Source organism: Tenggerimyces flavus (assembly GCF_016907715.1).
Classification (GTDB): domain Bacteria; phylum Actinomycetota; class Actinomycetes; order Propionibacteriales; family Actinopolymorphaceae; genus Tenggerimyces; species Tenggerimyces flavus.
On sequence record NZ_JAFBCM010000001.1, the window covers coordinates 1,713,249 to 1,740,242 of the forward strand.

Sequence of the window (26,994 nt, forward strand, 5' to 3'; positions counted from 1 at the left end):
CTGGCCAGTGGCCCCTCTACCTGGCGTCTACCCCGCGTAAAGGGGCAAATGATCATGTCAACATGATCATTGGCCCCCGGGCGCTGGATGGGCGTCAGCGGTAGGCGCGGGCTTGGAGCTCGAAGAGCTCGGCGTAGCGGCGTCCTGCAGCCAGCAGCTCCTCGTGGCTGCCGAACTCCTCCACCCGGCCCTCGTGCATCACCACGATCAGGTCGGCCATCCGTACGGTCGAGAACCGGTGCGACACCAGCACGGTGATGCCGCCGGTCTCGGTGGCCGCGATCTTCGCCGCCGAGGCGTACTGCTCGTACAGCCGGTGCTCCGCCTCCGGGTCCAGCGCCGCGGTCGGCTCGTCCAGCAGCAACAGCAGCGGGCGTTCGCGCATGAACGCGCGGGCCAACGCGAGGCGCTGCCACTGGCCACCGGACAGCTCCACGCCGTCGGTGAACTTCTTGCCCAGCTGCGAGTCCAGCCCCTTCGGCAACCCCGCGACCACGGACGCCGCGTCGCCTCGCGCGATGGCGGCACGCACCGCCGCCTCGTCCGACGAACGCGCGACATCGCCGATCCCCACGACCTCACGTGCTGTCAATTCGAACTTGACGAAGTCCTGGAACCCCGCCGACAACTGCCCACGCCACGAGTCCGGCGAGATCGAGGCGAGGTCCACGCCGTCGACGAGCACCTGCCCAGACGTCGGGTCGTACAGCCGTGCGAGCAACTTCACCAACGTCGTCTTGCCCGCGCCGTTCTCGCCCACCAACGCCACCGCCGACCCCGCCGGTAACGTCAACGACACGTCGGAGAGGACGGAGAAGTCCGTTCCAGGATAGGAGAATCCCACGTTCCGCAGCTCGATCCCCGACGTCAGCCGAGCGGGTGCCGCGGCGACGCTGGACTGCCACGAGTGCGACTTCGCGTACTCCCGCAGCCAGTCGTACCGCGAGAAGCTCCGCACCACCTCGCCCACCCAGTAGACGTTCCTCGCGATCCCGCCCGTCATCTGGTCGACCTGCGGCGCCAGCAGCAACACGAGAACGACATCGCCCGCCGTCTGCTGACCGGCCCGCGCCCGCATGATCACCCACACGATCGCCGCCGCGTAGATGAGCCCGAACGCCAACCGCACCGCGCCGTCGACCTTGCCGCCCCAGCGTGCCGCGGCCACCCGACGCTCGAATCGCGCCGTCTGCAAGGAGAAGATCCGATCGAGCAGCACCTGGCCGAGCCCGAAGACTCGAAGCTCCAGAGCAGTCCGGGCGTCCTTGGCCATCTCGATCAACCGGTCGATCAGCCGCTCTTGCGGCAACGTCGACTCCCACGCCTTGTGCTGCTTCGAGCCGCTCACGTACGCCGACCAGATCCGCGTCGCCCCGAGCAACGGCAGCAGCAACAGCAGCGGATGCACCGAGGCCAGCAGGCCGAGCACGGTCACCGTGTTGGCGATCGTCGCGAACGCCCACAACAGCACCTCGGCGCCGACGCCCATCCGCCACGCACGCTCGCGCACCAGCTCGATCTTGTCCGCCACGTCCGGCCGCTCGTGGTGCGTCAGCCCGGGGATCCCCGACGTGACCCGCAGCAGGTCGGCGTGCACGCGACCGGCCATGCGTTCCTGCGCCGTGTCCTGCAGCGGCCCACCAAGCACGTCCGCGATGTAGGAGACCCCCAGCCCGCCGACGATGATGCCGATGCCCAGCCCGATCGTCGCGGAACGCTGCGCGGTCAGCCCATCGACGAGCAGCGCGACGCCGTACGTCTGCGCCGGCGCAGCAGCGGCCCGGGCGGCGACGAGCACCGCCGATACCGTCATCAGGACCGGCGCGGCCCGGAACGACGTCGAGAACCACAGCCAGACGATCCGGACGCTACGCATTCTCGGCCTCCACGGTCACGTAGCGCTCGGCCTGCAGCCGGAACATCGTCGCGTACGTGCCGCCGCGGTCCAGCAGCTCGTCGTGCGTACCGTCCTCGATGATCCCGCCATCGGCGAGCACGCAGATCCGATCCGCGTTACGCACAACGGAGAACCGGTGCGAGATGATCAACGAAGCCACCCCTGAGGTCAGCTCGAGATACCGCTCGATCAGTGCCGCCTCGGCGCGTACGTCCAACGCGGCAGCGGGTTCGTCCAGCACCAACACACCCGCGCCGGCGTGGACAGCGAACAACGCACGGGCCAACGCGATCCGCTGCCACTCACCACCGGACAGGTCGACGCCGCCGTCGAACGTCTTGTCCAGCACGGTGTCCCACTTCGCCGGCAGTCCGGCGACCACGTCGTCGATGCCGGCCTCGCGCGCTACCTTCGCGAGCGTGGTGTCGTCGCCGGCTCGTTCGACCGCACCGAACACGACGTTGTCCGTGACAGACAACGGGAAACGCAGGAAGTCCTGCACGATGGCGGCGATCCGGCGCTGCCAGGCCGCGAGGTCGAGCTCGGCAAGGTCCACGCCGTCAACGAGGATCCGCCCGGTGGTCGGCTTGTACGCGCCGCCGAGCAGCTTCACCAACGTCGACTTGCCCGCACCGTTGACGCCGACCAGCGCGAGCGCCTCGTGCGCGCGGATGGTGAGGTCGAGATTCTTGAGGACGTCGACCTCGGAGTTCGGGTAGCGGAAGCTCACGTTCTCGAACCGCACCTCGCGTGCCGGCATGGTCTCGACCCGATGGTTGCTGGACGAGGCGGGCTCGGGATGCCGTTCGGCGATCGTCTCCGGCAGCTGCTTCATCGCGCGGTAGGCGGACAGCCCGCGGCGTACCTGCACGACGCTGTAGCCGTTGCCGGACATCGCGACGCCGAGGATCGCGGGCACGGTCGTGGCGATCTCGGTCAGCGGGAGCTCCCCGGCGATCGCCGCGCGGCCGACGAGCAGGATCGCGACGGCGGTCCCGGCCAGGTGGAGCCCACCGGCGAGCACCGACCACTTCGCGTTCGTGCGACGCCGCTCCCACACGGGGAGGAAGCCGGCGGTCCAGTCGCGGACGTACCTGTCGACGAGCCAGCCGGAGAGCCCGAAGACGCGCAGCTCCTTCGGGGCGTCGCGCATGCCGAGGTCGAACAGATAGTTGGCGCGCCGCTGTTCCTCGGTGTTGCCCCACCAGACGTCGATCTCGCGTTCGACGAGGCGGCCGCCGTACCACTCGAGCACGAGCGTCACCGCGACGAGCATCGCGGCCACCCACCAGGAGAACATGAAGCCGACGATCACCGCGGAGCCGATCAACGAGATCCGGCTCGCGATCAGCCACGGCAGCGTCTGCATACCGGTGACGGTCTGGAAGCCGGCCTTGCCCTTCGCCCGCTCCTGACTGTCCTGCACCTCGGTGTCCTCCAGGTGTGCGACGCGGTGCGGGCGCAGCAGCGGCTCGGTGATCGCGTTGCCGACATCGCGTACGAGCGCGGCGTCCATGATCATCGAGGCGACCTGGTGGATCGCGGGAGTAAGGCTCTGGATGACGAACACGCCGAGCAGCCCGGCCAGCAGCCAGGCGAACTGAGCGAGCGGCATCGCGTCCGGTGAGTCGCTGAGCACACCTGGAACAGCGCCGACGACCTGTCCGGTCAGCAAGGTCACGGCGATGCCGAACACCGAGCCGAGTGCCGCGAGACCGATCGTCAGGGCCGTACTTCCAGGCGCCACCCGCAGGGCGTACCGCATGAGGGTCAGCACTCGATCGACCGTAACGGTGCCCACCGACAACCGCACCCGAGTTTCGGCGGGACCGTAACGAAGGGTTGCCTACCCTGTGCTGAAGGGCACCAAATCCCAAGCCTGGTTGATGATCATGGTGATGCGGCGACCGCGGGTGCGACGGGAACGGACGCCGCCTGGACGCGTTCGGCCTCGCCCAGCTCAGTGCGCGCCAGCGACAGCACACCGATGCCCACGACCAGCGCGAAGGCACCGAGGAAGAACGGCACGTGCACGTTCGTCGCCTCCACCAGCTTGCCCGCGGCGAACGGGGCCAGGCCGCCGCCGATGAACCGGACGAAGCCGTACGCCGCCGAGGCGATCGGCCGCTCGACCGGCGCGATCGACATGACCGCCTGGGTGGTGACGGTGTTGTTCACGCCGATGAAGACGCCCGCGACGATGACCGACACGATCAGCACCGGAGGCGAGTCGGTGAAGATCGCGATCACCAACACCACAACGGCGAACAGCGCGAGGTTCAGGTACAGCGTCCGCGCGATGCCGAGCCGGCGCTGCAGCCACGGAGCGCCGAAGACGGAGAACACCGCGACGAGCAGCCCCCACCCGGTGAACACCAGCCCCAGCTGGATCGCGCCGAGGCCCATCGGGAACGGCGCGTACCCGAGCACGGTGAAGAACGCCCAGTTGTAGCAGAGCGCGGTCAGCGACATGATCAACAGCCCGCGGTGCCGGAGCGCCTTCAGCGGCTCGGTGAGCGAGGTCTTCCGCGCGGGCTTGGGTACGGGCTCGACCAGCACCACGGTCGCGATCAGCGCGATCGCCATCAGCACGGCGACGCCGAAGAACGGGCCACGCCAGCTGACCTCGCCAAGCAGCCCGCCGAGCAGCGGGCCAACGGCGATGCCCAGGCCCAGCGCGGTCTCGTACAGGATGATCGCGCCCACGAACCCGCCGGTCGCCGACGCCACGATCACCGCGAGGGACGTCGCGATGAACAGCGCGTTGCCCACGCCCCAGCCGGCGCGGAAGCCGACGATCCCGCCGATGCTGCCCGACGTGCCAGCGAGCGCACTGAACACCACGATCAGCGCGAGCCCGGCGATCAGCGTCTTCTTCGCGCCGATCCGGCTCGACACCCACCCGGTGATCAGCATCGCGAGCGCGGTGATCACCAGGTAGCTCGTGAACAGCAGCGTGACCTGGCTCGGCGTGGCGTCCAGATCGTGCGAGATCGCCGGCAGGATCGGGTCGACCAGGCCGATGCCCATGAACGAGACGACGCAGGCGAACGCGACCGCGAACACGGCCTTCGGCTGGCGGAACGGGCTGACGGTCGCTGTCCCCGTGGTCACGACGGCACCCCCGCGAGCTCGCTCAGCGCGACGATCGCCGGCGCCGCGGCGTGCAGCGCCTGCTGGTGCCGCGGGTCGAGGTCCTCCAGCAGCTCGGTGAGCCGCTCGGTGCGGATGCTCCGCCGGTAGGCGAGCTCGTCCTTGCCCGCTTGGGTGATCCGTACGACGACGACGCGACGGTCGCCGGGGTCGGCGACCCGCTCGACCAGGCCCGCGTCCGCCAGCCGGGCGATCAGCTGGGTCATCGCCGGCTGGCTGACGGCCTCGGTGAGTGCGAGCTCGGTCAGCCGGTGCGGGCCGACGCGATCCAGCGTCGACAACGTGCCGACGGCGGTGAGAGACATGCCGGTCGAGGGGCTGAGCCGCCGAACGAGTCGCACCACCCGTTCCAGCGCCGCGACCAGCTCCGTCGGCGGCGCCCACGTGTCTTCGGGAAAATCCACGTAATTGTTTATATCACGTGCTTATGTATCTTCCAGGGGAGACGGCGAAGCCCCCGGTGGGGCCGGGGGCTGGAGCCGTTCCGTTGTTCGCTCAGTTGCCGGCCTCGAGCTCGGCGATGATCTGCTTGGCCTGGTTGATCGGGATCGAGAAGCCCAGTCCCACCGAGCCACCCTGCTGCCCGTTCCCGCTGGCCGGGGAGTAGATCGCGGAGTTGATCCCGATCACCTCGCCCTTCAGGTTCAGCAGCGGGCCGCCGGAGTTGCCCGGGTTGAGCGACGCGTCGGTCTGAATCGCCTTGTACGTCACGGTCTCCGGCTCCGAGCCGGAGCTGGTCCGGTCGTACGGGCTCTGCGGCGAGGGGGCGGAGTCGCCGACGGTCACGTCGCGGTTCAGCGCGCTGACGATGCCGGAGGTCACCGTTCCCTGCAGGCCCTCGGGCGAGCCGATCGCGACGACCTCGTCGCCGACCTGGACCTTGGACGAGTCACCCAACGTCGCGGCCTTCAGGCCGGAGACGCCGGACACCTTGATCACCGCGAGGTCGCTCGACGCGTCACGGCCGACGATCGTCGCCGAGGCGGTCGACCCGTCGTTGAACGTCACCTTGATCTCTCCGTTGCCGTCGGCGGCGTCGGCGACCACGTGGTTGTTGGTCAGGATCTTGCCGTCGGACGACAAGACGATCCCCGAGCCGATCCCGGTGCCGTTGTACGTCTGCACCTCGACCTGCACGACGCTCGGCGACACGTTCTTCGCGATGGCCGCGATCGTCGCCGCGGTCTGGCTGGAGATCTGCGAGCCCGTCGCGGACGAGCTCGCGACGGGCGAGCCGGAGTTCGCCGAAGCGAGGCCACCGGCCAGTCCGCCGATCGCACCGGCACCGATCGCCACGGCCGCGAACGCCGCCGCCAACCGCATGGTCTTGCGTGGTCCCTTCGGGCCGCCCGCGGGCGGGACCGGCGGGGGAGGGGGAGGCGCCGCGGGCGGGCCGAAGGGCGGACCGAACGGTGGGCCATACATCGGCCCTGCCCTCCAGGGCGCTGGCGGGGGAACAGTTCCTGGGGTCTGCGTCTCAGTCATGGTTCAGAGCTTCGTCGCCGCTCCCAAGAACGACCTGAGGTCTTCCTGAGGCTCAACGAATAAAGGGAACCTGAGAGATCTGCTAGCATCCTGTGTGGCTTCCAGGGAGCCGCCGGTCCGCGGAAAGGGCACAGCCCACCTGAGCAGGACTTCATTGTGGTGTGGCTCATCGCCCTCCTTTCACCTCGACGACGCGGACATCGAGGCAGACGAAAGGAGGTCGGCGATGTCGACCATTTCGCTCCCTGACCATCCCAGCCTGGGCTACCTCAAGCAGCAGGCGCGCGCCCTCCAGCAGGACGTTCGCGCCGGTACGGCCGAGGCCATCGAACGCGTCGAGAGCCGCTACCCGTCCGGTGCCACCGACCGCGAGGCCTTCCCGCTCGCCACCGCGCAGCTGGTGATCGCGCGGGAGTACGGGTTCCCCAGCTGGCCGCGGCTGAAGAAGTTCGTGGAGATCTCCGGCAGCTACCGCTGGGAGGTGCGCACCGACGCACCGGACGGCGAGTCCGTTGCCGCGCGGTTCTGCCGGCTCGCGTGCCTGATCTACACCCGCGGAGACGGCCCAGATCGTTGGGCCCAGGCACGCGATCTCCTTACCCAGCAGCCGAATCTCGTCGAGAACGACATCTGGGCGGCAGCGGCCGCGTTCGACGCCGCGACCGTCGAACGGCTCCTCGTCGACGACCCGTCGCTGGCCCGCAAGGGCGGCGGCCCGTACGGGTGCTCCCCGCTGTTCTATCTCTCCTACTCGCGCATCGCTCGCGACGTACCCAGGGACACGCTGCTCGGAATCGCGCACCGGCTGCTCGAGGCCGGCGCCGATCCGAACGAGGGCTACCTGTGGAACGGCGGCCCTTACCCGTTCACCGTGATCACTGGTGTGTTCGGCGAAGGGGAGCAGGGTCCCGACAACCAACCGCGGCAAGCGCATGCGCAGGACCTCGCGCGGCTGCTCCTCGAGTCAGGCACGAACGCCAACGACAGCCAGACGCTGTATGACCGGATGTTCCAACCAGGCAACGAACATCTCGAGCTGCTCTTCGAGTACGGGCTCGGCGGCGACGGCGGCACGTGGGAAGAGCGGATGGGCGAGACGCCCGCGGAAATGCTGCGCACCCAGCTGAAGTGGGCGATCCAGCACGGGCTCCTCGACCGCGTCCGGCTGCTGGCAGCGAACGGTGTGGACGTACTTTCCCCTTACGACGATGGGGGAACGCCGATCGAGCTGGCCACGGTGAACGGCCATGCGGCGATCGCGGACGTCCTCGCCGCGGCGGGTGCAGAGCGTCCGACGCTCGACCCCGTCGCCGCGGTGATCGCCGCGGCCATGGCGGGAGACCGTACGACGCTGGAAGCCCATCCCGACGCGGTCGCGGAGGCGCGCAGCGCCCGTCCAGGACTGCTCGTTTGGGCAGCCGCGCAAGGGCGAATCGACGCCGTCGCAACGATGCTGGACCACGGCTGGGACGTCAATGCCCGCGGCCGCAGCGACGTGCCGGAGGAGTGCGACTTCACCACGGCGCTGCACTGCGCCGCTGGCGACGGCAACGTCGAGCTGACCAAGCTGCTGCTGGAGAGAGGCGCCGACCAGTCTCTCCGCGACAACAACTTCGACGCCACGCCGTTGGGTTGGGCCGAGCACTTCGAACGTACGGAGACGATCGCGTTGCTGAGCGGGGGAAACGATGCAGACACTGACCACTGACCGCCTGGAGCTCGTTCCCCTCGATCCGGCGCGGGACGCGGTCGCCCTGCACGCGTTGCTGAGCGATCCCGAGGTGCACGCGTACGGCGAGGAGAACGCCACCAAGGATGTCCACGAAACCGAAGCCCGCTTGGAGAAGGACGTGGCGGGCAACGGCGGGTTGACATGGGTGATCCGCCTCCGAGGAACGGAGCAGGCCCTCGGCTGGGCCGGCGTCTTCTACGACCAGGGCACGACGATCCGCGGCCTGAGCTGGTACCTGCGCCGCGACCACTGGGGTCGCGGCATCACCAGCGAAGCGGCGAGGGCCGTCGTCGACCACCTTCTCGCCCAACCGAACATCGACGGGGTCGAGGCCTGGATCGACACGAGGAACCTCGCGTCGATCGGCGTCGCGCGACGCGCGGGACTCGACGAGGTGTCACGGATGCCGCGCGTGTACGCCGATCATCTCGCCCAGCAGGTCGTGATGGCGCGAGCCGCCGAACCGCGAGATCCCGAGGTGCTGGCGGTCCGGCCGATGCTCTCCGTTCGCAACAGCAAGGCGACAGCGAGCGCGCTCTGCGGGGTGCTCGGGCTGCGGGTGGAGTTCGAGCACGACACGTACATCCGACTGGCCGCGAGGCCATGGACGGCCAGCGTCGGTCTCGACCTCGTCGAGGAGGACAAGGCGTTCGCGACGGTGATCGTCGGGATCGGCTCCTCTGTCGACGAGTGCTACCAGCGCGCGCAGGACCAGGGGATCGAGACCGAATCCCCGCCGGAGGACATGCCCTGGTACCGACGGGAGTTCACGATGGTGCTCGACGGCAACTTCATCCGGGTGTCGGGGCCGACCCGACCGTGAGCGCATAGAGATGGCGGGTCTGGCCGATCTCTGCAACGTTCTTCGTCAGCTCGAAGTTCACCCAGGCGGCGACTTCCCCCAACGGTAAGGGGGAGTCGCCGAACGGGAGGGCGGCGGTGCGCGCGGTCGAGTCGAGTTCCTCGGCTGACACCGAGAGCAACGCCGTACGCCAGGAGTCCTTCAGCTCCTCCAGCCAGGACACCGCCGATGAAGCGGAGCCCGGCCAGACCACGGACTCGCGCTCCGGTGCGGCACCGGAGCCGAAGCAGACGTCGTACGTCGACGTCCACCAGAAGCCGACATGCCACGTCAGCCAGCCGATCGTCGTCGCGGGAACGGGCGACGGCTCCGGCACCTCCCAGTCGGCCACCCACCGACCCGCGGCATCCGGCCGAACGGTCCACGCGGCAGAAGCCGGCGACCACAGGCACTCCGCATCGGTGAGACCAGCGGAGTGATGAGAGAACAACGACCAACACAAGTCCAGCTGCCAGACGAGCAGCGACACCCGAGGCTCTGTTGCGACTGTCATGATCGACAAGCCTGGCAGAGGGCGAACGCGTCAGTCCATCGAGTTCAGGTGCGCCACGATCGACTCGCTGATCCGACGCAACTGTCGTACCTGCGTCGGCGTCAGCTGGTCGAACAGGTGCTTCCGTACGCCCTCCACGTGCCCGGGCGCCGCCGCGTCGACCGCCGCATAGCCCTTCGGGGTCAGCTGCGCGACCTGTCCCCGCCCGTCGGACGGATCCGCCACTCGCTCGATCCAGCCCCACTCCTCCAGCCGCGCCACCGCGTGCGAGGTCCGGCTCCGCGACGACCCGAGGATCTCCGCGAGCTCGCTCATCCGCAACCGCCGCCCCGGCTGCTCCGACAGCACGGCGAGCAGGATGTAGTAGGCGTGCGGCATTCCGGCGTCGCGCTGCAGCTCGCGGTCCAGCTGCTCGAACAGCATCCGCTGCGCGAAGATGAACGCGCGCCACGTCTGCTGCTCGGAGTCGTCGAGCCAACGCACAGCCATGGCTGGATCATACGAGATTTGTTGAGCGCTCAACCAGTGTCTGCTACCGTCCAAGGTTGAGGCCTCAACTCTCAACGCACACATCGGAGCGGACGTTGCCGATCACCCGCTTGAACCACGCCGTTCTCTACGTACGCGACCTGAACCGTAGCGTTGCCTTCTACCGCGACGTGCTCGGGTTCCGACGGCTGGACATGACGCCCGATGGCTTTTCCGGTGCTGCCTTCCTGCAGGCCGCCGGCAGTGACAACGACCACGACCTCGGCCTGTTCGAGGTCGGCGAGAACGCCGGCAGCTCCCAGGCCGGACGCCAGACGGTCGGGCTCTACCACCTGGCTTGGGAGGTCGACACCCTCGCCGAGCTGGCCACGATCCAGTCCAAGCTGCTGGCCGCCGGCGCGTTGGTCGGTACGAGCGACCACTCCAGCACGAAGAGCCTCTACGGCAAGGACCCCGACGGGATCGAGTTCGAGGTCGTCTGGCTGGTCCCCGCCGACCAGCTCACCGACGAGATCCTCGAGGGCCGCAAGACCATCCGGCCGCTCGACCTGGTCGCCGAGGAGGAGCGCTACGGCGTGCTCACGCCGGGCGGCACCGCGTCCCGTATCTCATAGTTTGGACGCATTCTGAACCGATAAGCCCCTTTGGTCGTTCTGTGGAGACGAGCCGATCCATCCGCGCCTCCCTCCACGGAAGGACCTGCATGTCTTCTCCTGTTCAGATCGCCCGCGACCTCGCCCTGCTCGTCGCCCGCCTCGGGCTCGGCGTGATTCTCATAGCCCACGGTTGGCAGAAGCTCTCCGACCAGGGCCTCGCCGGGACCGCCGCCGGCTTCGGTCAGATGGGTGTCCCGCTGCCGACGGTCAGTGCTTACTACGCGACGTTCGTCGAGCTCGTCGGTGGCGTCGCGCTCATCCTCGGTCTCGCGCTTCCGCTGGTCGGCCTGCTGGTCGCCCTCGACATGGCGGGCGCGCTGGTGCTGGTGCACCTGCCGAACGGCCTGTTCGCGAGCCAGGGCGGCTTCGAGCTCGTTCTCGCCATCGGCGTCGGCGCGGTGGCGATCGCCGCGGCGGGCTCCGGGCGACTCGGCCTCGACCACTACCTGCTCCGCCGTCGGTCGAAGCTCGGCGAAGAGCAGGGCGTTTCCGCCTGACCAGCGCGACAATGGACTCCGGTCCCCCACCGACCAGTACTCGGTGGGGGACCTTCGCCTGTGGTGAATAGAGTCGAGGGCGTGGCGGAACCGTACGACCTGGTGATCTTCGACTGCGACGGCGTGCTGGTCGACAGTGAGACGCTCGGCATCAAGATCGACCATGCGTTCCTCGCCGAGGTCGGCTGGCCGCTGACCGAGAGCGAGATCATCGACAGGTTCGTCGGGCGTTCGGACGCCGACGTGATCGCCGAGGTCGAGGCGAACGTCGGTCCGCTCACTCCGGAAGCGGTCGAACGGTGGCGTACCGCCTATCGCGAACGGTTCATCACCGATCTCGTCGCGGTGGAAGGCATCGTCGAGGCTCTCGACGCGCTCGCGAAGCGCGACGCGTTGACCTGTGTCGCGTCCAGCAGCACGCACAGCTCGCTGCGCAAGAAGCTCGGACTGACGGGTCTGTTCGACCGCTTCGAAGGGCGAATCTTCAGCGCCACCGACGTGCTGAACGGCAAGCCCGCACCCGATCTGTTCCTGCACGCGGCCGCGCACTTCGACGTCGAACCGCACCGCTGCGCGGTCGTCGAAGACAGCCAGCACGGCGTACAAGCGGCACGCGCCGCGGGCATGCGCGCGTTCGCGTTTGGCGGCGGTGTCACACCCGGCGAACGTCTCGAGGGGCCGAACACGGTCGTGTTCACCGACATGCGAGACCTCCCATCTCTCTTGACAAGTTCGCCTTGACAGGTGTCACTTCTGGGCCATTGACCGGATCCGGTCGGTACCCCAAACCGGGGGTGTGAACGTTTCCAGTCAGAAGGGTGGACCGGGGTTGGAGGCCTTCCACACAGGTGGTTAGGGTCGGTTCGACCAACCTCGGGTGGCCACTCAACTGACGTCCCGCTACCTGGGAAACAGCGCCCGTACAGTGACTCTTGCGCCCGAAAGGGGTCGACGTTGAGCGGTGAACCCACGGTGATCCGCTGGGGCGCCAACGGCGCCGAGCTGACCCTCGAGATCGTGCCGGACGGGCCGGTCCATGTCGCTGGGATCGGCGCCAGGGAAGGGAAGCCGGGCCGTTCCACAACGGGCGTTCCACTTGTGGAACTCGGTCTGTTGGGCGAAGGCCGGGTCGGCAGCGGTGGTTCCGCCGGGCATCGCAATCAGGCCGCGACCGGAAGACTTCGGTACGTCTCGCACGAGACGACCGAGAGCGGCCGGCACCTCGAGATCGTGCAACGTGACCCCACCAGCGGGATTCGTGTCACCACGTTCGTCGAACAGTTCGACGACATCTCCGCGCTGCGGATGTGGAACGACGTGTGCAACGAAGGCGAGGTGGCACAGACCGTCGTCTACAGTTCCACTCTCGTTCTCACCGGCTTCGTCAACGAGGGCTCGTTCGCCGACCGGCTGCAGGTGCTGCTCGCGCGCAACGCGTGGAGTGCGGAGCTGCGCTGGCAACGGCTCGACCTCAACCAGGCCGGTCTCGTCAGCTACGCCGAGACGCCGGGACGCGGGAGTACGCAAGGCAGGTTCGCGCTGTCTGGCGTGGGCAGCTGGTCGACCGGCGACTACCTGCCGATGGGTGCGTTGATCGACGGTGTCGAGGGGCAGACCTGGTTGTGGCAGGTCGAGCACAACGGCCCGTGGCACTGGGAGTTGGTCGACCTCGGGCCGGACCTCGTGCTCGTCGCGAGCGGTCCCACCGACCAGGAGCACCAGTGGCGCAAGATCCTGGTGCCGGGTGAGACGTTCACCACTGTTGCCACTTCGCTCGCGGTGTCGGGCGGCGGCTTCGAAGGAGCGGTGGCGGAGCTCACCGCGTACCGCCGCGCGATCCGGCGCGTCAACCCGGACAACGAGCGACTCCCGGTCATCTTCAACGACTACATGAACTGTCTGTTCGGCGATCCGTCGACGGAGAAGGAACTCCCGCTGATCGCGGCGGCGCAGAAGGCCGGTGCTGAGTACTTCGTCATCGACGCCGGCTGGTACGCCGACGACGAGGGCTGGTGGGACACGGTCGGCGCTTGGGAGCCGTCGACGACGCGGTTCCCCGACGGCCTGGCGTCGCTGCTGGACCAGGTTCGCGCGGCTGGGATGGTCCCTGGTTTGTGGGTCGAACCCGAGGTCGTCGGGATCCGGAGCGCGGTCGCCGACCAGCTGCCGGACGAGGCGTTCTTCATGCGTGGTGGGCGGCGTGCCGAGGAGAAGGGCCGCTACCACCTGGACTACCGGCATCCGGCCGTCATCGCGCACATGGACGGCGTGATCGACCGGCTGGTCGGTGAACTCGGCGTCGGCTACTTCAAGTTCGACTACAACGTGAACATCGGGGTCGGCACCGAGGTCGACGCCGACGCGCCAGGTGACGGACTGCTCGGACACAACCGCGCTTTCCTTGCCTGGTTGGACGGATTGTTCGTACGGCATCCCTCCCTCGTGATCGAGAACTGCTCGTCGGGCGGCATGCGCACGGACTACGCGCAGCTCGCGCGGCTGTCGATCCACTCGACCAGCGACCAGACCGACCCGGTGCGGTACGCGTCGATCGCGGCGGCTTCGCCGACCGGGGTGACGCCGGAACAGGCCGCGGTGTGGGCGTATCCGCAGCCGGACTACGACAACGAGCTCAACGCGTTCTGCATGGTCAACGCGATGCTCGGGCGGGTGCATTTGTCCGGCCGCATCGACCTGATGAGCAGCCGCCAGCTCGGTCGCGTGCGCGCGGCGTTGAACGCGTACAAGTCGATCCGTTCGCAGATCCGTACCTCGGTCCCGCGCTGGCCGCTCGGGCTGCCGGGCTGGTACGACCCGTGGGTGGCGCTCGCCCTGGACGACGGCGAGGACACCTTGCTCGCGGTCTGGCGCCGGGGCGGCTTGGACCGTTGCCACCTGAAGCTGCCCTGGCTGGCAGGGCTGCCGAGCACCGTGCAGGTGTTGTACCCGACCGACCTGCCGACGACCGCGAGCTGGGACCGCTCGACCGGAGTCCTCCGCCTCACCCTGCCCCCCGCCCCCAGCGCCCGCCTCCTCCGCGTCCGCCGCCGCTGACCCTGACCGGTGATCATGTACGTGATCATGAAGCCGGACTGGTCATATAGGCCGGGTTTCCCTTCATGATCACGTACATGATCACGGACGGGAGGCGGGCGGGGGCGTCCCGTAGTGCCCCGGTATGACGCGGGAGTGAGCGCTTCGGGGTGACGTGCCGCCGGTCAGGTCGTCCGTACGTTCCGGCCCGTGACAACGACACTGCCCGCTCCCACCACCCGCCACCCGACGCACGTCCCCGCCGAGCGCGACCGGGCGATCGACGCCCTGCGCGCGTTCTCGATCGTCGGCGTCGTGCTCGGCCACTGGCTGGTCACCGCGGTGGTGATCACGGGCTCCGGCTGGTCGGTCGCCAGCCCGCTCCAGCACGTGCCCGCGCTGACGCCGATCAGTTGGGTGCTCCAGACGCTCGCGCCGTTCTTCTTCGCGGCCGGGTTCGCCGCGGCGGTGAGTCTCCGCCGGCGGCCCGGCTGGCGTCAGTGGATCGCGAGCCGGTTCGCGAAGATCCTCGCTGGCGTGGGGATCCTGGTCGCGTTCTGGCTGCCGATCCTCGTCGCGCTGCTCGTGGGCGGGCTGCCGTTCGACACGTTGAAGAAGGCGGCGATGTTCGTGGTGTCGCCGCTGTGGTTCCTCGGCGTGCTCGCGGTCCTGATGGCCGCGACGCCGCTGCTGCGCGCCGCGGTCGCACGGTTCGGCGCGCCAGCCGCGATGCCGCTCGTCGCCGTGGTGGGGATCGCCGACTTCCTGCAGTACGGGCCGATTCATGCCTCGGCGTTCGGTTGGGTCGCGATTCCCTGCGCATGGGCTGTTCCGTACGTGTTGGGCATCGCGTACGCGGGTCGCGGGCTGCGCCACCGTGGGGTCGCGCTCGTCCTCGTCGCCGCCGGTGCTGCCGCCGCGTTCGTGCTCGTGTCGTACGCCGGCTACCCGCTCAGCATGGTCGGTGTCACCGGTGCGGAACGTTCGAACCTCAACCCACCTTCGCTGATGGCACTCGCGCTCGCCGCGATCCAGCTCGGCTTGTTCCTCCTCGTGCGCGACAAGTTGGACCGAGCGTCGCGATCGGTCGAGATGATGAACGCGTTCGCGATGCCGATCTACCTGTGGCACCAGAGCGCGCTGCTCATCACGGTCCTGGTCGGATCGGCTTTGGCGTCGGTGATTCCTGGGCTGATCGGGTCGCCGGAGTCAGTGAGCTGGGTCCTGCTTCGCCTTGCCTGGTTGCCGATTCTCGCGACGGTGCTCGGTGGCCTGCTGTTCGTGCTCAGCCGTCGGGGTCGCCGTCGTCCTCACGTCGACCTGCCGGGGCAGCGGGCCGCGGGCTGAGCCGGTCGAGTCTTCCTTCCAGGTCGCGGTCGCCGGAGGCGCGGGACAGCTCACGGGACTGGTCCCGCATCCGGGCCGCGGCGGCGAGGTCGCCGCGGCGAACGGCCACGCCGGACACCACCGCGAGTGCGCGGCCCCGGATTCGCGCGTCGCCGTGGGCCATCGCCAAAGCCTGCTCAGCGTAGGTGCTCGCCTGGTCGACGTCGCTCTCGTCCTCGAGCTCGCTCGCCGCCAGCTCGACGAGCACGGTGGCGCGGGTGAGGTCGGCGGCGTCCGATGGGAGAATCCGCAATGCCACAAGGAGATCCTCGTGTCCGTTCTCGTTCGCCCGCGTTTTCAGGCCGGCCCTGGCCAGCAGCATCCGAGCGGCGCGTTCGGGCTCCTTGCGTTCGTCGATCTCGGCCAACGCCTCGGTTGCGAACGCCTGCCCGCGGGTGGGGTCGCCGTCGGAGCGGCTGGTCTCGGCGGCCAGTTCGAGCACGTCGACGCGTTCGTGCCCGATCCGTTCGGCCGCGTCCGGGACGCGATCCCAGAGTTCCAGAACGCGTTCGAGCAGGCGCAGCTGCTCGCTGAAGCCGTACGACCGCGCCGCCGCGGCGGCCGCGCGCCACGCGGCAGCGAGTGCGCGACCGGGTTCGTCGGCGGCGTGCCAGTGGGTCGCGAGCTCGTGCGCGCGACCGTCGGCGAGCAGGGATGGCCGGTTGGTCAGTGCCCTCGCGCAGTTGGCGTGCAGCCGCACGCGCTCCTCGGCGGGAATGTCGGCGTACGCGGCCTCGTAGATCAGATGATGGCGGAACGAATATCCCGTGTCGGTCGTGATCAACAGTCCGCGATCGACCAACAGGTGAATCGGATTCTCCAACTCGGTCTCGCGTTTGCCCGCCGCCGCGGCGAGTAGACCGGGTCCGACCTGCCGGCCGATCACGGCTGCAGCGTGCAGAACGGCGCGCGGACCGTCCGGGAGATTCCTCAAGCTGGCACGGAACAACTCGCACAACTCGGTGACCGAGTCGTCGCCCGCGGCCAGCAGCGCCTCGACGCGCAACGGGTTGCCGCGGCTGCGTTCGAAGGTCCGCTTCACGTTGGCCGGATCCGGCTCGCGGCCGAGGATGGACGCGACCTGCCTGCCCACCTCGTGACTGGAGAGTGGGCCGATCTCGACGGCGTTGTCGGCAGTGGTGCGGGTGATGCCGACGAGCAGAATCCCTGGCTGGGTGAGATGTTCGGACAGATGGGTCAGGAGCTCGCGGCTCGAGGTGTCGGCCCACTGGAGGTCCTCGACGATGAGTACGAGCGGACGGTCGGTGCTGACGTGGTCGAGGATGGTGCCGATCTCCTCGAACAGCTTGGCCTTTCCCTGCGTGTCGTCGCCGGCGCCGAGCTCGGGCAGCCAGTTTGCCAAGCTGCGTTGGGGTCCGGGGAGGATCTGTCGTACGACACTCGTGCCGATCTCGCGAACGAGCTGGCGGATCGTGCTGTGGAAGGGCGCGTACGGAACGCCGTCGCGGCAGCTGCCACGGAGCACGCGGACCGAACTGTCCAGCCGGCCGGCGAACTCCGCGACCAACCGCGTCTTCCCGATTCCGGCTTCTCCCGCAACCAGCACCAAACCGGGACCGTCCGCCGCCGCACGATGGAAGGCCTCGGTGAGTTGCGACAACTCGACCGTTCGACCTACGAAGACGGGACTGACGACGCGACCAACCACCAAGACATCATGTCACCCTGAACCGCTTTCCCGCGCCCTCCGCACACCTCCATTACGCAGGATCGACCACGAACTCGAGTGCCGCGAGGATCCTCCCCGCGCGAAACGAGTGGGACCGGCCGGACCTGCTCGAGATTCGGGCCGATGGTGGCGAACAACTCGACCGGTAGCCAGCGACTCAGCTGGGCCGAAGCGTAGAAGGCGGGGAGTTCTCGGCGAACGATCGCCGGCGCCCACCTACCGAGGACGCATGGGCCTGAAACGGAGTAGAGCGACGAGGTCGCATCCGCCCAAGCCGAGGCGAAACCGTCTTCACCGGCATGAGCGAACTTGCCCTGGTACGGCTCGTACTCTCCGAATCGTCTGCGCAGCGCCTCACATGTGGGCGTGCTGGTCTTCTCCTCCTCGCAGTTGCCTTGCCCTGCTGTGTTTGGGCGGGCTGGCTGGTCGGGCTGTGGCGGCGGTCGATTGTGGTGGCCGGTCCGGGGCGCGTCAAGGGCGCCTCTCTGGGGCGCTTCGCGGAGGAGAGAGGCGTCGCTTCGCGACCGCTTTGCGGCCCTTGACTCGCCCCGGCCCGGCCACCTGTTTTTCACGCGCCGCCCCTGCCCCCGGAACAGGGTCCCGGGCAAGGCCTGCCTGCGCCTTGGGTCTGTGGCCGTGTTGCGGTTGCTTGTGGAGCCTTCGGCTTCTTGTGGTGGCGGATGATGTCGGGAGGTTTCCCTTGCCGGGTTGGGCATTAAGCCGATCCGGCTGGTAGAATTGCGCTATGGAATCGACCACCTGCTCGAACACCACCGGCACCGCCGCCGGTGCTGCGGCATGGTCGATGTCCGACGCCGACCTCGCCACCGCACTCCTCGACAACCAGGCGGCCCTCAACCAACACGAAGCCCGCCGGCTCGAGCTCATCCGCGAGGCCGACGCCCGCAACCTCGCCGTGTCGGCGGGTGCGGCGAACACGGCGCAGTGGGTGGCCGGCGTCCTTCGTGTTCCTTCGGCTGAGGCCGGGGCGATGGTGAAGCTGGCCTCTCATCTCGACGCCGAGCTTCCTGCGACCGCGCGAGCGTTGGCTGAGGGTGAGATTTCTGTTCCGCATGCGCGGGTGATCTCGCGGGTGGTGCAGCTGCTGCCTTCCCACATTTCGACACCCGAGCTGCGCTCGGAGGTGGAGGCGACGCTGCTGAAGGGGGCCGTCACCTTCGACCCCGCCACGCTGCGGCAGGTCGGGAACCGGTTGTTGGAGACCGTCGCTCCCGATCTTGCCGACCAGGTCCTGGAGTTGAAGCTCAAACAGGAAGAGGCCAGCGCCGAACGGGATCGGTTCCTGCGCATGTCCTTCGACGCCACGTCGGGGACGTGGCGGGTCACCGCCCGGCTGCCGAAGGTGGTCGGGGAGCGACTCAAGCTGGTTCTCGATCCGTTGGCGGCGCCGCAGCCTGGACCCGACGGACGTGACACCCGGTTCCCCGAGCAGCGCAATGTGGATGCTTTGGACGAGGCCTGCCGGCGGTTGTTGACTGAGCGGTTGGTGCCTTCCCATGGTGGGAACCCGACCCAGCTGGTGGTGACCGTCACCCAGACTGGTGGGCGGACTCTGCACACCGGGATCGAGCTGTCCCGCAAACTTGTCGAGCAGCTGATGTGTGAGGCGGACCGCACCTACTTGGTGAAGCCTGAGGATCAGCCTGGCAGAGTCAGCATCCTCACCGACACCCAGCAGCGACTCTTCCAAGGCAAACTCCGCCGCATCCTCGAACTCCGCGACGGTGGCTGTGCGTTCCCCGGCTGTGACCGGCCACCAGGCTGGTGCCACGCCCACCACGTTGTCCCGTGGAGTAAGGGCGGACCCACCACCCGCGACAACGGGGTACTGCTGTGTGGGTATCACCACCGCCTGATCCACCAAGGCGCGTGGCAAGTCCGCATCGCGCTCGACGGGTTACCGGAGTTCTTACCCCCGGACTGGATCGACTCCCAGCGCCGACCACTCCGCAACCACCGCCTCACCCCGGCCGCCTAACCATGGCCGGGGCCGGCGGAGCGCGCCGCCCGCCAGCGGTCACCTCACACGGCCAACCACCCCTCTACCTGCCGTCCACCCCACGTAAAGGGGCCAATGATCATGTGAACATGATCATTGGCCCGGGCCGGACCGGTCGAACCCACCACCAGACGCAGGATCGAGGCTAGCCCCAGTTTTCGCTGCCGGTGAAGGGCAGATGGGATCCCTCGACGTACTTCGGCCGGGACTGATACGGGTTCACGCCGGGCTCGCCGCGCAGGTGGAAGGCGCTCGGCCACGGGGGCTCGTCGGTCACGATCCGCGTGGACGTGGGGATGTAGCGGATCGTCAGTCCGCACCGGCGGTTGGGCGAGGTGTTGGCGTTGCTGCCGTGCACGATGTTCGGGTGGTGGACCTCGACGTCGCCGGGCGCGAGCACCATGTCGGCGGCGTCCTCTTCCTTGACGTCGACCGCGATCTCCTTACCCAGAACGCTTTCCACGTCGTTGTTGTCGCGCATCTCGTCGACGCCGTGCTTGTGGCTGCCGGGCACGACGCGGACGCAGCCGTTCTCCGGCGTCGAGTGGTCGACGGCCAGCCAGAGCGTCACGACCGACATCGGCTCGAGCGGCCAGAAGGCGGCGTCCTGGTGCCAGAGCACGGGCTGGCCGGAGAACGCCGGCTTGGAGATGTAGTGGGACGCGAACAGCGCGATGTTCGGGCCGATGAAGATCTCTGCGAGGTCGAGCAGCCGATCGTCGCTGACCAGGCGGACCCAGAACGGGTCGTTGGGCATCAGGGTGTTGCCGAGCTGCTCGCCGCGGAGCTCGGGGTGCTTGGCCTGGAGCCACTCGACGTGCGCGTTCACTTCCTTGATCAGGTCGGAGTCGACGACGTTCTTGAAGATGACGTACCCGTCGCGGTCGTACTTCTCGAGGACCTCTCGTCGATCGGCCGTGATGGTGGTCATGGCTGCCCTTTCGTCGGTTACGGCTATGGTGCGTTCGCCGCAGACCGCTGGGCTATCACTAGAGATGCAGGAACATGTACTTTCTTGATGTGGCCGCGACCCTGTTGAACTTCGAAGCGCACGCGCTGGGACGGCCGTTCCACGCGGCTTCGGTCAGCTTCGGCCCGCGGGCGGCGGCCTCGCCGCACGGGCATGCGGACTTCTTCGAGTTCATGGCGGTGGTGTCGGGAACGGGCGGGCACCGGCTGGCCGACGGCGGTGCGCGGCCGTTGTCGGCGGGCGATCTGGTGCTGGTACGGCCGCGGGACGAGCATCTGATCTACGGTTCGCCGCCAGCGGGGATGACGTTCGTGAACGTGGCCTTCGCGGCGGATGCGTGGCGGTCGTTCGTGGACCTGACCGGGGTGGACGGGCGGGAGCGGGAGGCCTCACCACCGTGCACGTCGGTGCCGTTGGCGGCGCTCACGTCGGTGTTCGACGGGGCCTTGGACGCCTTCGGCCGGCGGCCGACGATGCTGGACCTGGTGCGGTTCTGGTCGGGCGCGATCGAGCTGATGGCGGACGCGCCGGAGCCGTACGAGACCGCGGGCCGGCCCGAGTGGCTGACCAGGGCGTGCCTCGCGATGCGCCGCGAGTCCAACCTCCGTGGCGGCGTCCCCAGGCTGCTCGAGCTGGCCTCGGTGAGCCCGGCGCACCTGTCCCGGTCGATGCGCCTGCACAACGGCGTGACGCCGACCCAGTTCGTGGCGTCGCTGCGGTTGGAGCACGCCGCGACACTGCTCGCGGCAGGGTCGGCGACGGTGACGGAGATCGCCTACCGGTGCGGCTTCTCCAGCCAGAGCTACTTCACCCGGTGCTTCCGCGACGCCCACGGCCTGTCGCCCCGCACGTTCCGCCAACAAGCCCGCCGTGCCTTCGTCCCATGATCCTGCGGCGTTCGCTGAGGAGTTCGTTCGCATGCCGGGGGATGCGTGGGACGTGGTCGGCCGGTGGACAAGTGGACGGGCGATCTCGTCGCGCCGGTTGAGGTCGGTGGCACGCAACGTTCCCTGCTGGCGTGGCTGCTCGGCCGATCCCGCGGCGACGATTTGCGCGCGACGGGCCTCCTCCCGGACGTTGTTACTGGTTGAGGAAGTGCAGAGCGGTCCAGCGTCGTTCGTACTCGCCGAGCCAGAGGGTTGGGGCGTGGCGTTCCACTGCGGCTTGGAGGTCGTGGCGGTCGCCGCTGGCGAGGAGGACGTAGCGCACGCGGTCGGTGGGGAGGTCTGGCCTGGGTGCGGGCTCGGTGGCCGACCACGGAGCCAGGGACTCGGGGCGGGTGCCGCGGAGGAAGACCTCGAGGGCGAAGTTCTTGCGGATCGCCAGCGACGAGCCCGCCACGGCGACCGCGGTGGGTGGGTGCAGGTAGCCGATTCCCACACCAGCGATCTCCGACCATGGGACCAGCGTCTGCTGCGGCCCCCGGACGTACCAGACGCCCGACGCGTCCAGTGCCACCGCGGGGAGGCCAGCGCCACCGCCGATCAGACGGCGCACCAGAACGACCACGAAGAGCAGCAGCAAGCCCAAGAACAGCCCGGTGAAGAGACCGCCGATCACCCGCTCCACACCGTCCCAGTACGTCAGGAACGCATGCACTCCCAAAGCCACGAAGCACCCGAGAAGCAGCGCCCCGAGCAGTGGCACGACCACGTGCCGTCCGTCCGAACGGCGGGACCACACGGCATCGGCGGCGGGAGCGGACATAACGCGAAGAATAGGGCCATCCGTTGAGAGTCCCGTGAAAGGTCGGTGAATGGTCCGGCCGCCAAGCTGGGAAACGCGCCGGGCATTGCGCGGAAGGAGTACGACGTGAAGCGAGCCATGCCGCTCGGTTCCCGCGTCGGTTAGGACAGGGGGACAGGGGGACAGGGGGACAGGGGGAGATCAAAGGCCAGCACGAGCCCGGTCGAGCCGGGTCACCGCCGGCCACCAGTGGAAGGAACGCGAGTCGTACTCGGCGGCGGCCGAAGCAACCAGCGAAGCCGCCGCCGGGGCGTCTCCCGCGGACAACGCGAGCAACGCCAGCAGCGGCTGCGCCACCAGCCAGTTGAGGTTGTGCTCGGGCGACGACGCCACGACCGACGACACCAGCGAACGGGCCTCGTCCACCGCCCCGGCCAACAACAACGCATCTGCCAGATCGAGCTGCGCCATCCGCCCCGGCAGATCCGACTCCGCCACATCAGGATGCGACAACGCCGAACGGAAGCACTCGATCGCCGCCGGCAACGAACCCGACGCGAGCAGCACCCGCCCGCGCCCGACGTGGATGTCGGACAACGCCACCGGGTCGCCCAACCGGTCAGCATGGGTCTCCGCCAGGTCGAGGCACTCGATCGCCGACGCGATCTGGCCGGTCGCGATCAACGCCGTCGCCATGCCCGCCACCCGCGCCAGCCCGTGCTCGTTGTTCGCCGCCCGGTCCGCCTCGAGCGACGCCTCGTACAGCGCCAACGCACCCGGCAGGTCGCCCGCGTACTCCAGCGCGATCGCCTCCGCGTCCTGGAACGCCGAGTGCGCCATCATCTTCCCCAGCTGCCCGGCCAGCGCCCGCCCACTGCGCAACGGCGACAGCGCCTCCATCGGCAGGCCGCGCTGGATCGCCACGATCCCGCGGTGGTAGAGCACCCGCATCAGCTGGACGTCGTTGCCGATCCGAGCCGAGATCTCCCCAGCCCGGACGAGGACGCCGGCAGCGCGTTCGACCTCGCCGACCATCACGTACGCGTAGCTCAGGTTGCTCAACGCCTCCGCACGGATCGCGTCCTCGGCGTCGGGAGCGTCGACGAACGCCTCATAGAAGCGGATGCAGTCCTGGTAGCGCCCGCGGCTGATCAGGATCTCGTCGGTCCAGGTCGCCAGCTCCAGCGCGAGCCCGCCGTGCGCGCTCGGCACCGCCGCCTCCAGCAGCGCGATCACGTTCGTCCACTCGTACATCACCTCCTCCAACGCCTCCGCCGAGTGCGTCATGAGGTAGTCCTTCGCCTCGATGTACTCCCGCGCCCATCGCAACGCCCGCGCCAGAACGTCGGACTGCTCGCCGGCCTCCCGCAGCCGATCGGCGGCATAGTCGCGAACGGTCTCCAGCAGCACGAACCGCTTCCCGTCGCCGGCCGAACGTACGGCCACCAGCGAACGGTCCGCCAACCCGATCAGCGCAGGCGCCACCCCGCCCGCGTCCAGCAGGTCGTCCGGCAGGACCGCCTCGGCCGCCTCCAAGGTGAACCCGCCCGCGAAGATCGCCGCCCGCCGCAACACGATCTGCTCAACGGGGTCGAGCAGATCGTGCGACCAGTCGAGTGCGGCGCGCAGGCTCGTATGCCGGTACCCGTCGATCCGTGAGCCGCCGACCAGCAGCCGCATCCGGTCGTGGATGCGCTGGGCGAGCTGGCTCACCGACAACGTACGGGTCAGGCCGGCCGCGAGCTCGACGCCGAGCGGCAGCCGGTCGACGGCCGCGACCACGTCGTCGACCAGCTGCGGGTCGAGCGGCCCGGAGCCGGCGAGCCGGCGATCGTCGAACAGCTTGGCGGCCGCCTCCGTCGACAGCGTCGGCACCTCGTACACGCGCTCCTCGCTAATCAGCAACGGGCGTTGCGAAGTGACGATCACCGCAAGCTGCGTGCCGTACCGGCGCAGTGCCTCGACTGCCGTGGCCGTCGCCTCGACGACGTGCTCGGCGTTGTCGACCACGACGAGCCGGCCGGACAACGCGGCCGCGGTGCGCTGCAACGGATCGCCGGGGCCGCGGTCCAGGCCGGCGGCCCGCAGGAACGTCCCGGACAGGTCGTCGGTCGCGGTCAACGGGGCCAGCTCGATCAGCGTGACCGGTCGTTCGACGCGGCGGGCGACCTCGATCGCGAGCCGCGACTTGCCCGCCCCGGGAGGACCGAGCAGCGTCACGAGCTCGTCGTTCACCACCCGTTCCAGCAGGTCGGCGACGTCGTCGTCGCGACCGACGAAGCTGGTCGCGGGTACGGGGAGGCGTTGGTCGGGGGTGTGCGCGACCGGTGGCGGTGGCGCGGCAAGCAGGGACGGCTCCTGCCGGAGCAGCCGCAGCTCCAGCTCGGCCGTCGCGGGACTCGGGTCCACGCCGAGCTCGTCGGCCAGGGCGGTACGCAGCGTGCTCAACGTCTCGAGCGCGTCGGCCTGGCGTCCGCTCCGGTAGTAGGAGACGGCGAGCAGGCCGCGGAGCCGTTCGTGCAACGGGTGTTCGGTGGCGAGCCCCTGCAGCTCCGCGACGGCCTCCGGCCCAGTGCCGCCGCCCAGCTCGAGGTCGGCCGCCAAGCCTTCGATCCGCAGCTCCAACAGCCAGGCGTCGAGCCGCTCGCCCTCGCCGAGGGCGTACGGGATCGCGCGCAGGTCGGCGAGAGCCGGACCGCGCCAGTGCGCGACGGCCTCGGAAGCCGCCGAACGGACGGCCGCGTGATCGCCGGAACGGACCGCGGCCTGCAGCCGTTCACTCGCCGCCTCGGCGGCCGCGAGGTCGGGCGTCGTCGCGGCGAGCGCGTACCCGCCTCCGGACCTGGTCAGCGCCGCCGGGCCTACCGACCCGAGCGAGCCCCGCAGCCGAGAGGCGAGGACCTGCAAGCGAGCCGTCGGGCGGTTCAGGTCGGTGTCGCCCCACAGGTCGCGGGCCAGCCGGTCGTCGGGCACGCTCGCGCCCGCCGCCAGCGCCAACCTCGCCGCGAGCGCGCGTTCGAGCGGTCGGTCCAGGCGAACCGACGTGCCCTCGATCCGTACCTCTACCGGCCCCAGTACGTGGACGGTGATCTCCGCCGCCCCACCCCCTGCAGGCACCGGTCCAGGATGCCAGGTCCGTCCACTTAATTCCGGTCAGCTCCGGCCGCGGTCGCGCCAGGCCTTCTGCTTCATCCGGTTGCCGCAGACCTCCATCGAGCACCACTTGGCCGTACGGGCGCGCGAATTGTCATAGAACGCCCACAGGCACTCGTCGTCCCAGCACACCTTCAGCCGGCTCCAGGTGCCGTCGGTCATCGCCTCGGTCATCGCCACCAGCACGTCCCCGACCCGGCTCCGCCGCGCAGGCCGGAGGGCGAACGACCCGTCGGCGGTGAACCGTACGGACAGGCCGACTCGCTCGGCCGCCTCGTCGAGCACCCGGACGACGGCCGGCGGCACCGGGGTGCGGTCGTGGTTGGCGACCAACGCCAGCCGGATCGCCTCACGGACCTCCCGCTCCCAGGGGGAGGTGAGCGTGTCCGTCCGGCGTTCGACGTTGTGCGTGTTGACGAACGCGCGCACGAGCTCCAACTGTCCGGGGGCGGGCGCAGTCGGGCTCACACCGACATGCTAACCCTCTTGTGCTAGACATTGGTTATGCCTAACCTACGAAACCATGACAACGGTTAGGGCTTGGACCGACCGGAACTTCCGGCGGCTCTGGGTCGGCTCGAGCGCGTCATGGTTCGGCGCGGAGATCGGCGAGCTCGCGATCCCGCTGCTCGCCCTGATCACGCTGGCCGCGACGCCCGCCGAGTTGGGACTGCTGCGAACGATGCAGTTCCTACCGTTTCTCCTTGCCACGTTGCCGTTGGGCGTTCTCGTCGACCGCTGCCGGAAGCGCCCACTGATGATCGGCGCCGATCTTGGCAGGTTCGTGCTGATCGGCGGCATCCCGGTGCTGATCTGGGTCGGCGCCGGGCACCTCGAGCTCGTGTACGTCTTCGTCTTCGCCGCCGCGATGCTCACCGTTCTCTACCAGCTCTCGGACTTCGCGTTCCTCCCGCGCGTCGTCACCTCCGAGCGCCTGCTCGATGCCAACAGCAAGTTGACGGCGACGCAGTCCGCCGCCGAGATCGGCGGCAAGGGTCTCGGCGGGCTCCTCGTGCAGGCGCTCACCGCGCCGTTCGCCGTGCTGTTCAACGCGGTCGGCTACCTCGTCTCCGCGTTCGCGATCAGCCGGATCGACATCGACGAGCGCATCGAGCGCAAGGCCGGTCGTTCCGTCTGGCGCGAGGTCGCCGAGGGGCTTCGCATCGTCCTACGCAACAAGTACCTGCGACCGCTGGTCTCGGAGTCCACGACCTACAACCTCTTCTTCGAGCTCTTCCTCGTGGGCCTGATGGTCTTCGCCGTGCGCGACCTCGGAATGAGTGCGGCGCTGATCGGCCTCGCGTTCACGATCGGCGCTGTCGGCACGTTCCTCGGCGCGTGGTTCGGCGCGCGCGTCGCGGGGCGCTTCGGGTACGGCCGCGTGCTGCTCGTCACGTTCCTGGTCGGCAACTCCGCGTCGGTCCTGCTCCTGCTGATGAACGACAAGGGCACCGCGATTCTGATCCTGGCCTCGGTGTTCTTCCTGATGGGCTTGGGGACCGGAATCGCCAACGTGCACGCGACAAGCCTCCGTCAGACGGTGATCCCGAGCGCCCTGCACGGACGGGTGAACGCTGCCTACCGGATGGTGTCCTGGGGCGCGGTTCCGATCGGCGCGAGCCTCGGCGGGCTCATCGCGACCCAGTTCAGCCCGCACACCGCGATGCTGGTCGGGGCGCTCGGCATCCCGTTGGGGACGGTCTGGATCGCGTTCTCGGCGATTCCGAAGGTCCGGTCGATCGCGGAGGTGCAGCTTGGTGCCGAATCCCCGCCCGAACGTTGACATGGAACG

22 protein-coding genes are annotated in these 26,994 nt (G+C 68.9%); 10 read left to right on the plus strand and 12 right to left on the minus strand.

Going from position 1 to position 26,994, the window contains the following annotated elements:
- Window positions 1-94: 94 nt before the first annotated feature.
- The 5 genes from JOD67_RS07890 to JOD67_RS07910 all read right to left on the minus strand — a co-directional run bounded on the left by JOD67_RS07890 (window position 95) and on the right by JOD67_RS07910 (window position 6,373).
- Window positions 95-1,876 (minus strand): ABC transporter ATP-binding protein, encoded by a 1,782-nt coding sequence (locus tag JOD67_RS07890; RefSeq protein ID WP_205116657.1) that lies wholly within the window; start codon window positions 1,874-1,876, stop codon window positions 95-97.
- Window positions 1,869-3,674, minus strand: coding sequence for an ABC transporter ATP-binding protein (locus JOD67_RS07895; RefSeq protein ID WP_307782314.1), 1,806 nt, complete (start codon window positions 3,672-3,674; stop codon window positions 1,869-1,871). Before JOD67_RS07895 ends, JOD67_RS07890 begins: the two co-directional genes overlap by 8 nt.
- A gap of 113 nt (window positions 3,675-3,787) precedes the next feature.
- A complete protein-coding gene (locus JOD67_RS07900) occupies window positions 3,788-5,011 on the minus strand; it encodes an MFS transporter (RefSeq protein WP_307782315.1) in 1,224 nt (407 codons plus the stop codon).
- Entirely contained in the window at window positions 5,008-5,454 is a 447-nt protein-coding gene (locus JOD67_RS07905) for a MarR family winged helix-turn-helix transcriptional regulator (RefSeq protein ID WP_205116659.1), read from the minus strand. Before JOD67_RS07905 ends, JOD67_RS07900 begins: the two co-directional genes overlap by 4 nt.
- A gap of 91 nt (window positions 5,455-5,545) precedes the next feature.
- Window positions 5,546-6,373 (minus strand): S1C family serine protease, encoded by an 828-nt coding sequence (locus JOD67_RS07910; RefSeq protein WP_205116660.1) that lies wholly within the window; start codon window positions 6,371-6,373, stop codon window positions 5,546-5,548.
- 388 nt (window positions 6,374-6,761) lie between these two features.
- Here JOD67_RS07910 and JOD67_RS07915 point away from each other — a divergent pair, with 388 nt between their 5' ends.
- Entirely contained in the window at window positions 6,762-8,243 is a 1,482-nt protein-coding gene (locus JOD67_RS07915) for an ankyrin repeat domain-containing protein (protein WP_205116661.1), read from the plus strand.
- Complete coding sequence (locus tag JOD67_RS07920) at window positions 8,224-9,090, plus strand: GNAT family N-acetyltransferase (protein WP_205116662.1); 867 nt, start codon at window positions 8,224-8,226, stop codon at window positions 9,088-9,090. Before JOD67_RS07915 ends, JOD67_RS07920 begins: the two co-directional genes overlap by 20 nt.
- Here JOD67_RS07920 and JOD67_RS07925 read toward each other — a convergent pair.
- Entirely contained in the window at window positions 9,059-9,622 is a 564-nt protein-coding gene (locus JOD67_RS07925) for a DinB family protein (protein WP_205116663.1), read from the minus strand. The two genes, JOD67_RS07920 and JOD67_RS07925, sit on opposite strands and share 32 nt — an antisense overlap.
- 30 nt (window positions 9,623-9,652) lie before the next feature.
- The gene (locus tag JOD67_RS07930; protein ID WP_205116664.1) at window positions 9,653-10,111 is read right to left on the minus strand and encodes a MarR family winged helix-turn-helix transcriptional regulator; all 459 of its coding nucleotides are present in this window, start codon (window positions 10,109-10,111) and stop codon (window positions 9,653-9,655) included.
- A gap of 95 nt (window positions 10,112-10,206) precedes the next feature.
- Between JOD67_RS07930 and JOD67_RS07935 the strand changes: the two genes are divergently transcribed.
- From JOD67_RS07935 to JOD67_RS07955, 5 genes are all read left to right on the plus strand, one after another.
- Window positions 10,207-10,725 carry a VOC family protein gene (locus JOD67_RS07935; RefSeq protein WP_205116666.1) on the plus strand — a complete coding sequence of 173 codons (519 nt, stop codon included), beginning with the start codon at window positions 10,207-10,209 and terminating at the stop codon, window positions 10,723-10,725.
- 89 nt (window positions 10,726-10,814) lie between these two features.
- Window positions 10,815-11,264: a DoxX family protein gene (locus tag JOD67_RS07940; RefSeq protein WP_205116669.1), complete on the plus strand. Its 450-nt coding sequence runs from the start codon at window positions 10,815-10,817 to the stop codon at window positions 11,262-11,264.
- An 81-nt stretch (window positions 11,265-11,345) separates the two neighbouring features.
- Window positions 11,346-12,005 (plus strand): HAD family hydrolase, encoded by a 660-nt coding sequence (locus JOD67_RS07945; RefSeq protein ID WP_205116671.1) that lies wholly within the window; start codon window positions 11,346-11,348, stop codon window positions 12,003-12,005.
- A 213-nt stretch (window positions 12,006-12,218) separates the two neighbouring features.
- The gene (locus tag JOD67_RS07950) at window positions 12,219-14,318 is read left to right on the plus strand and encodes a glycoside hydrolase family 36 protein (protein ID WP_205116673.1); all 2,100 of its coding nucleotides are present in this window, start codon (window positions 12,219-12,221) and stop codon (window positions 14,316-14,318) included.
- A gap of 189 nt (window positions 14,319-14,507) precedes the next feature.
- Window positions 14,508-15,644 carry an acyltransferase family protein gene (locus tag JOD67_RS07955; RefSeq protein WP_205116675.1) on the plus strand — a complete coding sequence of 379 codons (1,137 nt, stop codon included), beginning with the start codon at window positions 14,508-14,510 and terminating at the stop codon, window positions 15,642-15,644.
- Here JOD67_RS07955 and JOD67_RS07960 read toward each other — a convergent pair.
- Window positions 15,583-17,352 carry an ATP-binding protein gene (locus tag JOD67_RS07960; protein ID WP_205116676.1) on the minus strand — a complete coding sequence of 590 codons (1,770 nt, stop codon included), beginning with the start codon at window positions 17,350-17,352 and terminating at the stop codon, window positions 15,583-15,585. The genes JOD67_RS07955 and JOD67_RS07960 overlap by 62 nt on opposite strands.
- Window positions 17,353-18,118: 766 nt before the next feature.
- Between JOD67_RS07960 and JOD67_RS07965 the strand changes: the two genes are divergently transcribed.
- Window positions 18,119-19,372: an HNH endonuclease signature motif containing protein gene (locus tag JOD67_RS07965; protein WP_205116677.1), complete on the plus strand. Its 1,254-nt coding sequence runs from the start codon at window positions 18,119-18,121 to the stop codon at window positions 19,370-19,372.
- Between the two features lie 166 nt (window positions 19,373-19,538).
- Here JOD67_RS07965 and JOD67_RS07970 read toward each other — a convergent pair whose 3' ends face one another.
- On the minus strand, window positions 19,539-20,324 hold the full coding sequence (locus tag JOD67_RS07970) for a phytanoyl-CoA dioxygenase family protein (protein ID WP_205116678.1): 786 nt from the start codon (window positions 20,322-20,324) through the stop codon (window positions 19,539-19,541).
- Window positions 20,325-20,413: 89 nt separating this feature from the next.
- On the opposite strand from JOD67_RS07970, the gene JOD67_RS07975 reads away from it, so the two are divergent.
- Window positions 20,414-21,250 carry a helix-turn-helix transcriptional regulator gene (locus tag JOD67_RS07975; protein ID WP_307782316.1) on the plus strand — a complete coding sequence of 279 codons (837 nt, stop codon included), beginning with the start codon at window positions 20,414-20,416 and terminating at the stop codon, window positions 21,248-21,250.
- 193 nt (window positions 21,251-21,443) lie between these two features.
- On the opposite strand, the gene JOD67_RS07980 is transcribed toward JOD67_RS07975, so the two are convergent.
- The 3 genes from JOD67_RS07980 to JOD67_RS41765 all read right to left on the minus strand — a co-directional run bounded on the left by JOD67_RS07980 (window position 21,444) and on the right by JOD67_RS41765 (window position 25,670).
- Entirely contained in the window at window positions 21,444-22,070 is a 627-nt protein-coding gene (locus JOD67_RS07980; RefSeq protein WP_205116680.1) for a hypothetical protein, read from the minus strand.
- 180 nt (window positions 22,071-22,250) lie between these two features.
- Entirely contained in the window at window positions 22,251-25,166 is a 2,916-nt protein-coding gene (locus JOD67_RS07985; protein ID WP_205116681.1) for an ATP-binding protein, read from the minus strand.
- Window positions 25,167-25,202: 36 nt separating this feature from the next.
- A complete protein-coding gene (locus JOD67_RS41765; protein WP_205116682.1) occupies window positions 25,203-25,670 on the minus strand; it encodes a CGNR zinc finger domain-containing protein in 468 nt (155 codons plus the stop codon).
- A 55-nt stretch (window positions 25,671-25,725) separates the two neighbouring features.
- On the opposite strand from JOD67_RS41765, the gene JOD67_RS07995 reads away from it, so the two are divergent.
- A complete protein-coding gene (locus tag JOD67_RS07995) occupies window positions 25,726-26,985 on the plus strand; it encodes an MFS transporter (RefSeq protein ID WP_205116683.1) in 1,260 nt (419 codons plus the stop codon).
- The last annotated feature ends 9 nt before the right edge of the window (window positions 26,986-26,994 follow it).

What these genes read in the sequence shown, in the direction of transcription:
- JOD67_RS07965 (WP_205116677.1), top strand. Translation starts at nt 18,119, where the DNA reads ATGGAATCGACCACCTGCTCGAACACCACCGGCACCGCCGCCGGTGCT.
- JOD67_RS07920 (WP_205116662.1), top strand. Translation starts at nt 8,224, where the DNA reads ATGCAGACACTGACCACTGACCGCCTGGAGCTCGTTCCCCTCGATCCG.
- JOD67_RS07915 (WP_205116661.1), top strand. Translation starts at nt 6,762, where the DNA reads ATGTCGACCATTTCGCTCCCTGACCATCCCAGCCTGGGCTACCTCAAG.
- JOD67_RS07980 (WP_205116680.1), bottom strand. Translation starts at nt 22,070, where the DNA reads ATGTCCGCTCCCGCCGCCGATGCCGTGTGGTCCCGCCGTTCGGACGGA.
- JOD67_RS07930 (WP_205116664.1), bottom strand. Translation starts at nt 10,111, where the DNA reads ATGGCTGTGCGTTGGCTCGACGACTCCGAGCAGCAGACGTGGCGCGCG.
- JOD67_RS07940 (WP_205116669.1), top strand. Translation starts at nt 10,815, where the DNA reads ATGTCTTCTCCTGTTCAGATCGCCCGCGACCTCGCCCTGCTCGTCGCC.
- JOD67_RS07970 (WP_205116678.1), bottom strand. Translation starts at nt 20,324, where the DNA reads ATGACCACCATCACGGCCGATCGACGAGAGGTCCTCGAGAAGTACGAC.
- JOD67_RS07910 (WP_205116660.1), bottom strand. Translation starts at nt 6,373, where the DNA reads ATGCGGTTGGCGGCGGCGTTCGCGGCCGTGGCGATCGGTGCCGGTGCG.
- JOD67_RS07925 (WP_205116663.1), bottom strand. Translation starts at nt 9,622, where the DNA reads ATGACAGTCGCAACAGAGCCTCGGGTGTCGCTGCTCGTCTGGCAGCTG.
- JOD67_RS07995 (WP_205116683.1), top strand. Translation starts at nt 25,726, where the DNA reads ATGACAACGGTTAGGGCTTGGACCGACCGGAACTTCCGGCGGCTCTGG.
- JOD67_RS07890 (WP_205116657.1), bottom strand. Translation starts at nt 1,876, where the DNA reads ATGCGTAGCGTCCGGATCGTCTGGCTGTGGTTCTCGACGTCGTTCCGG.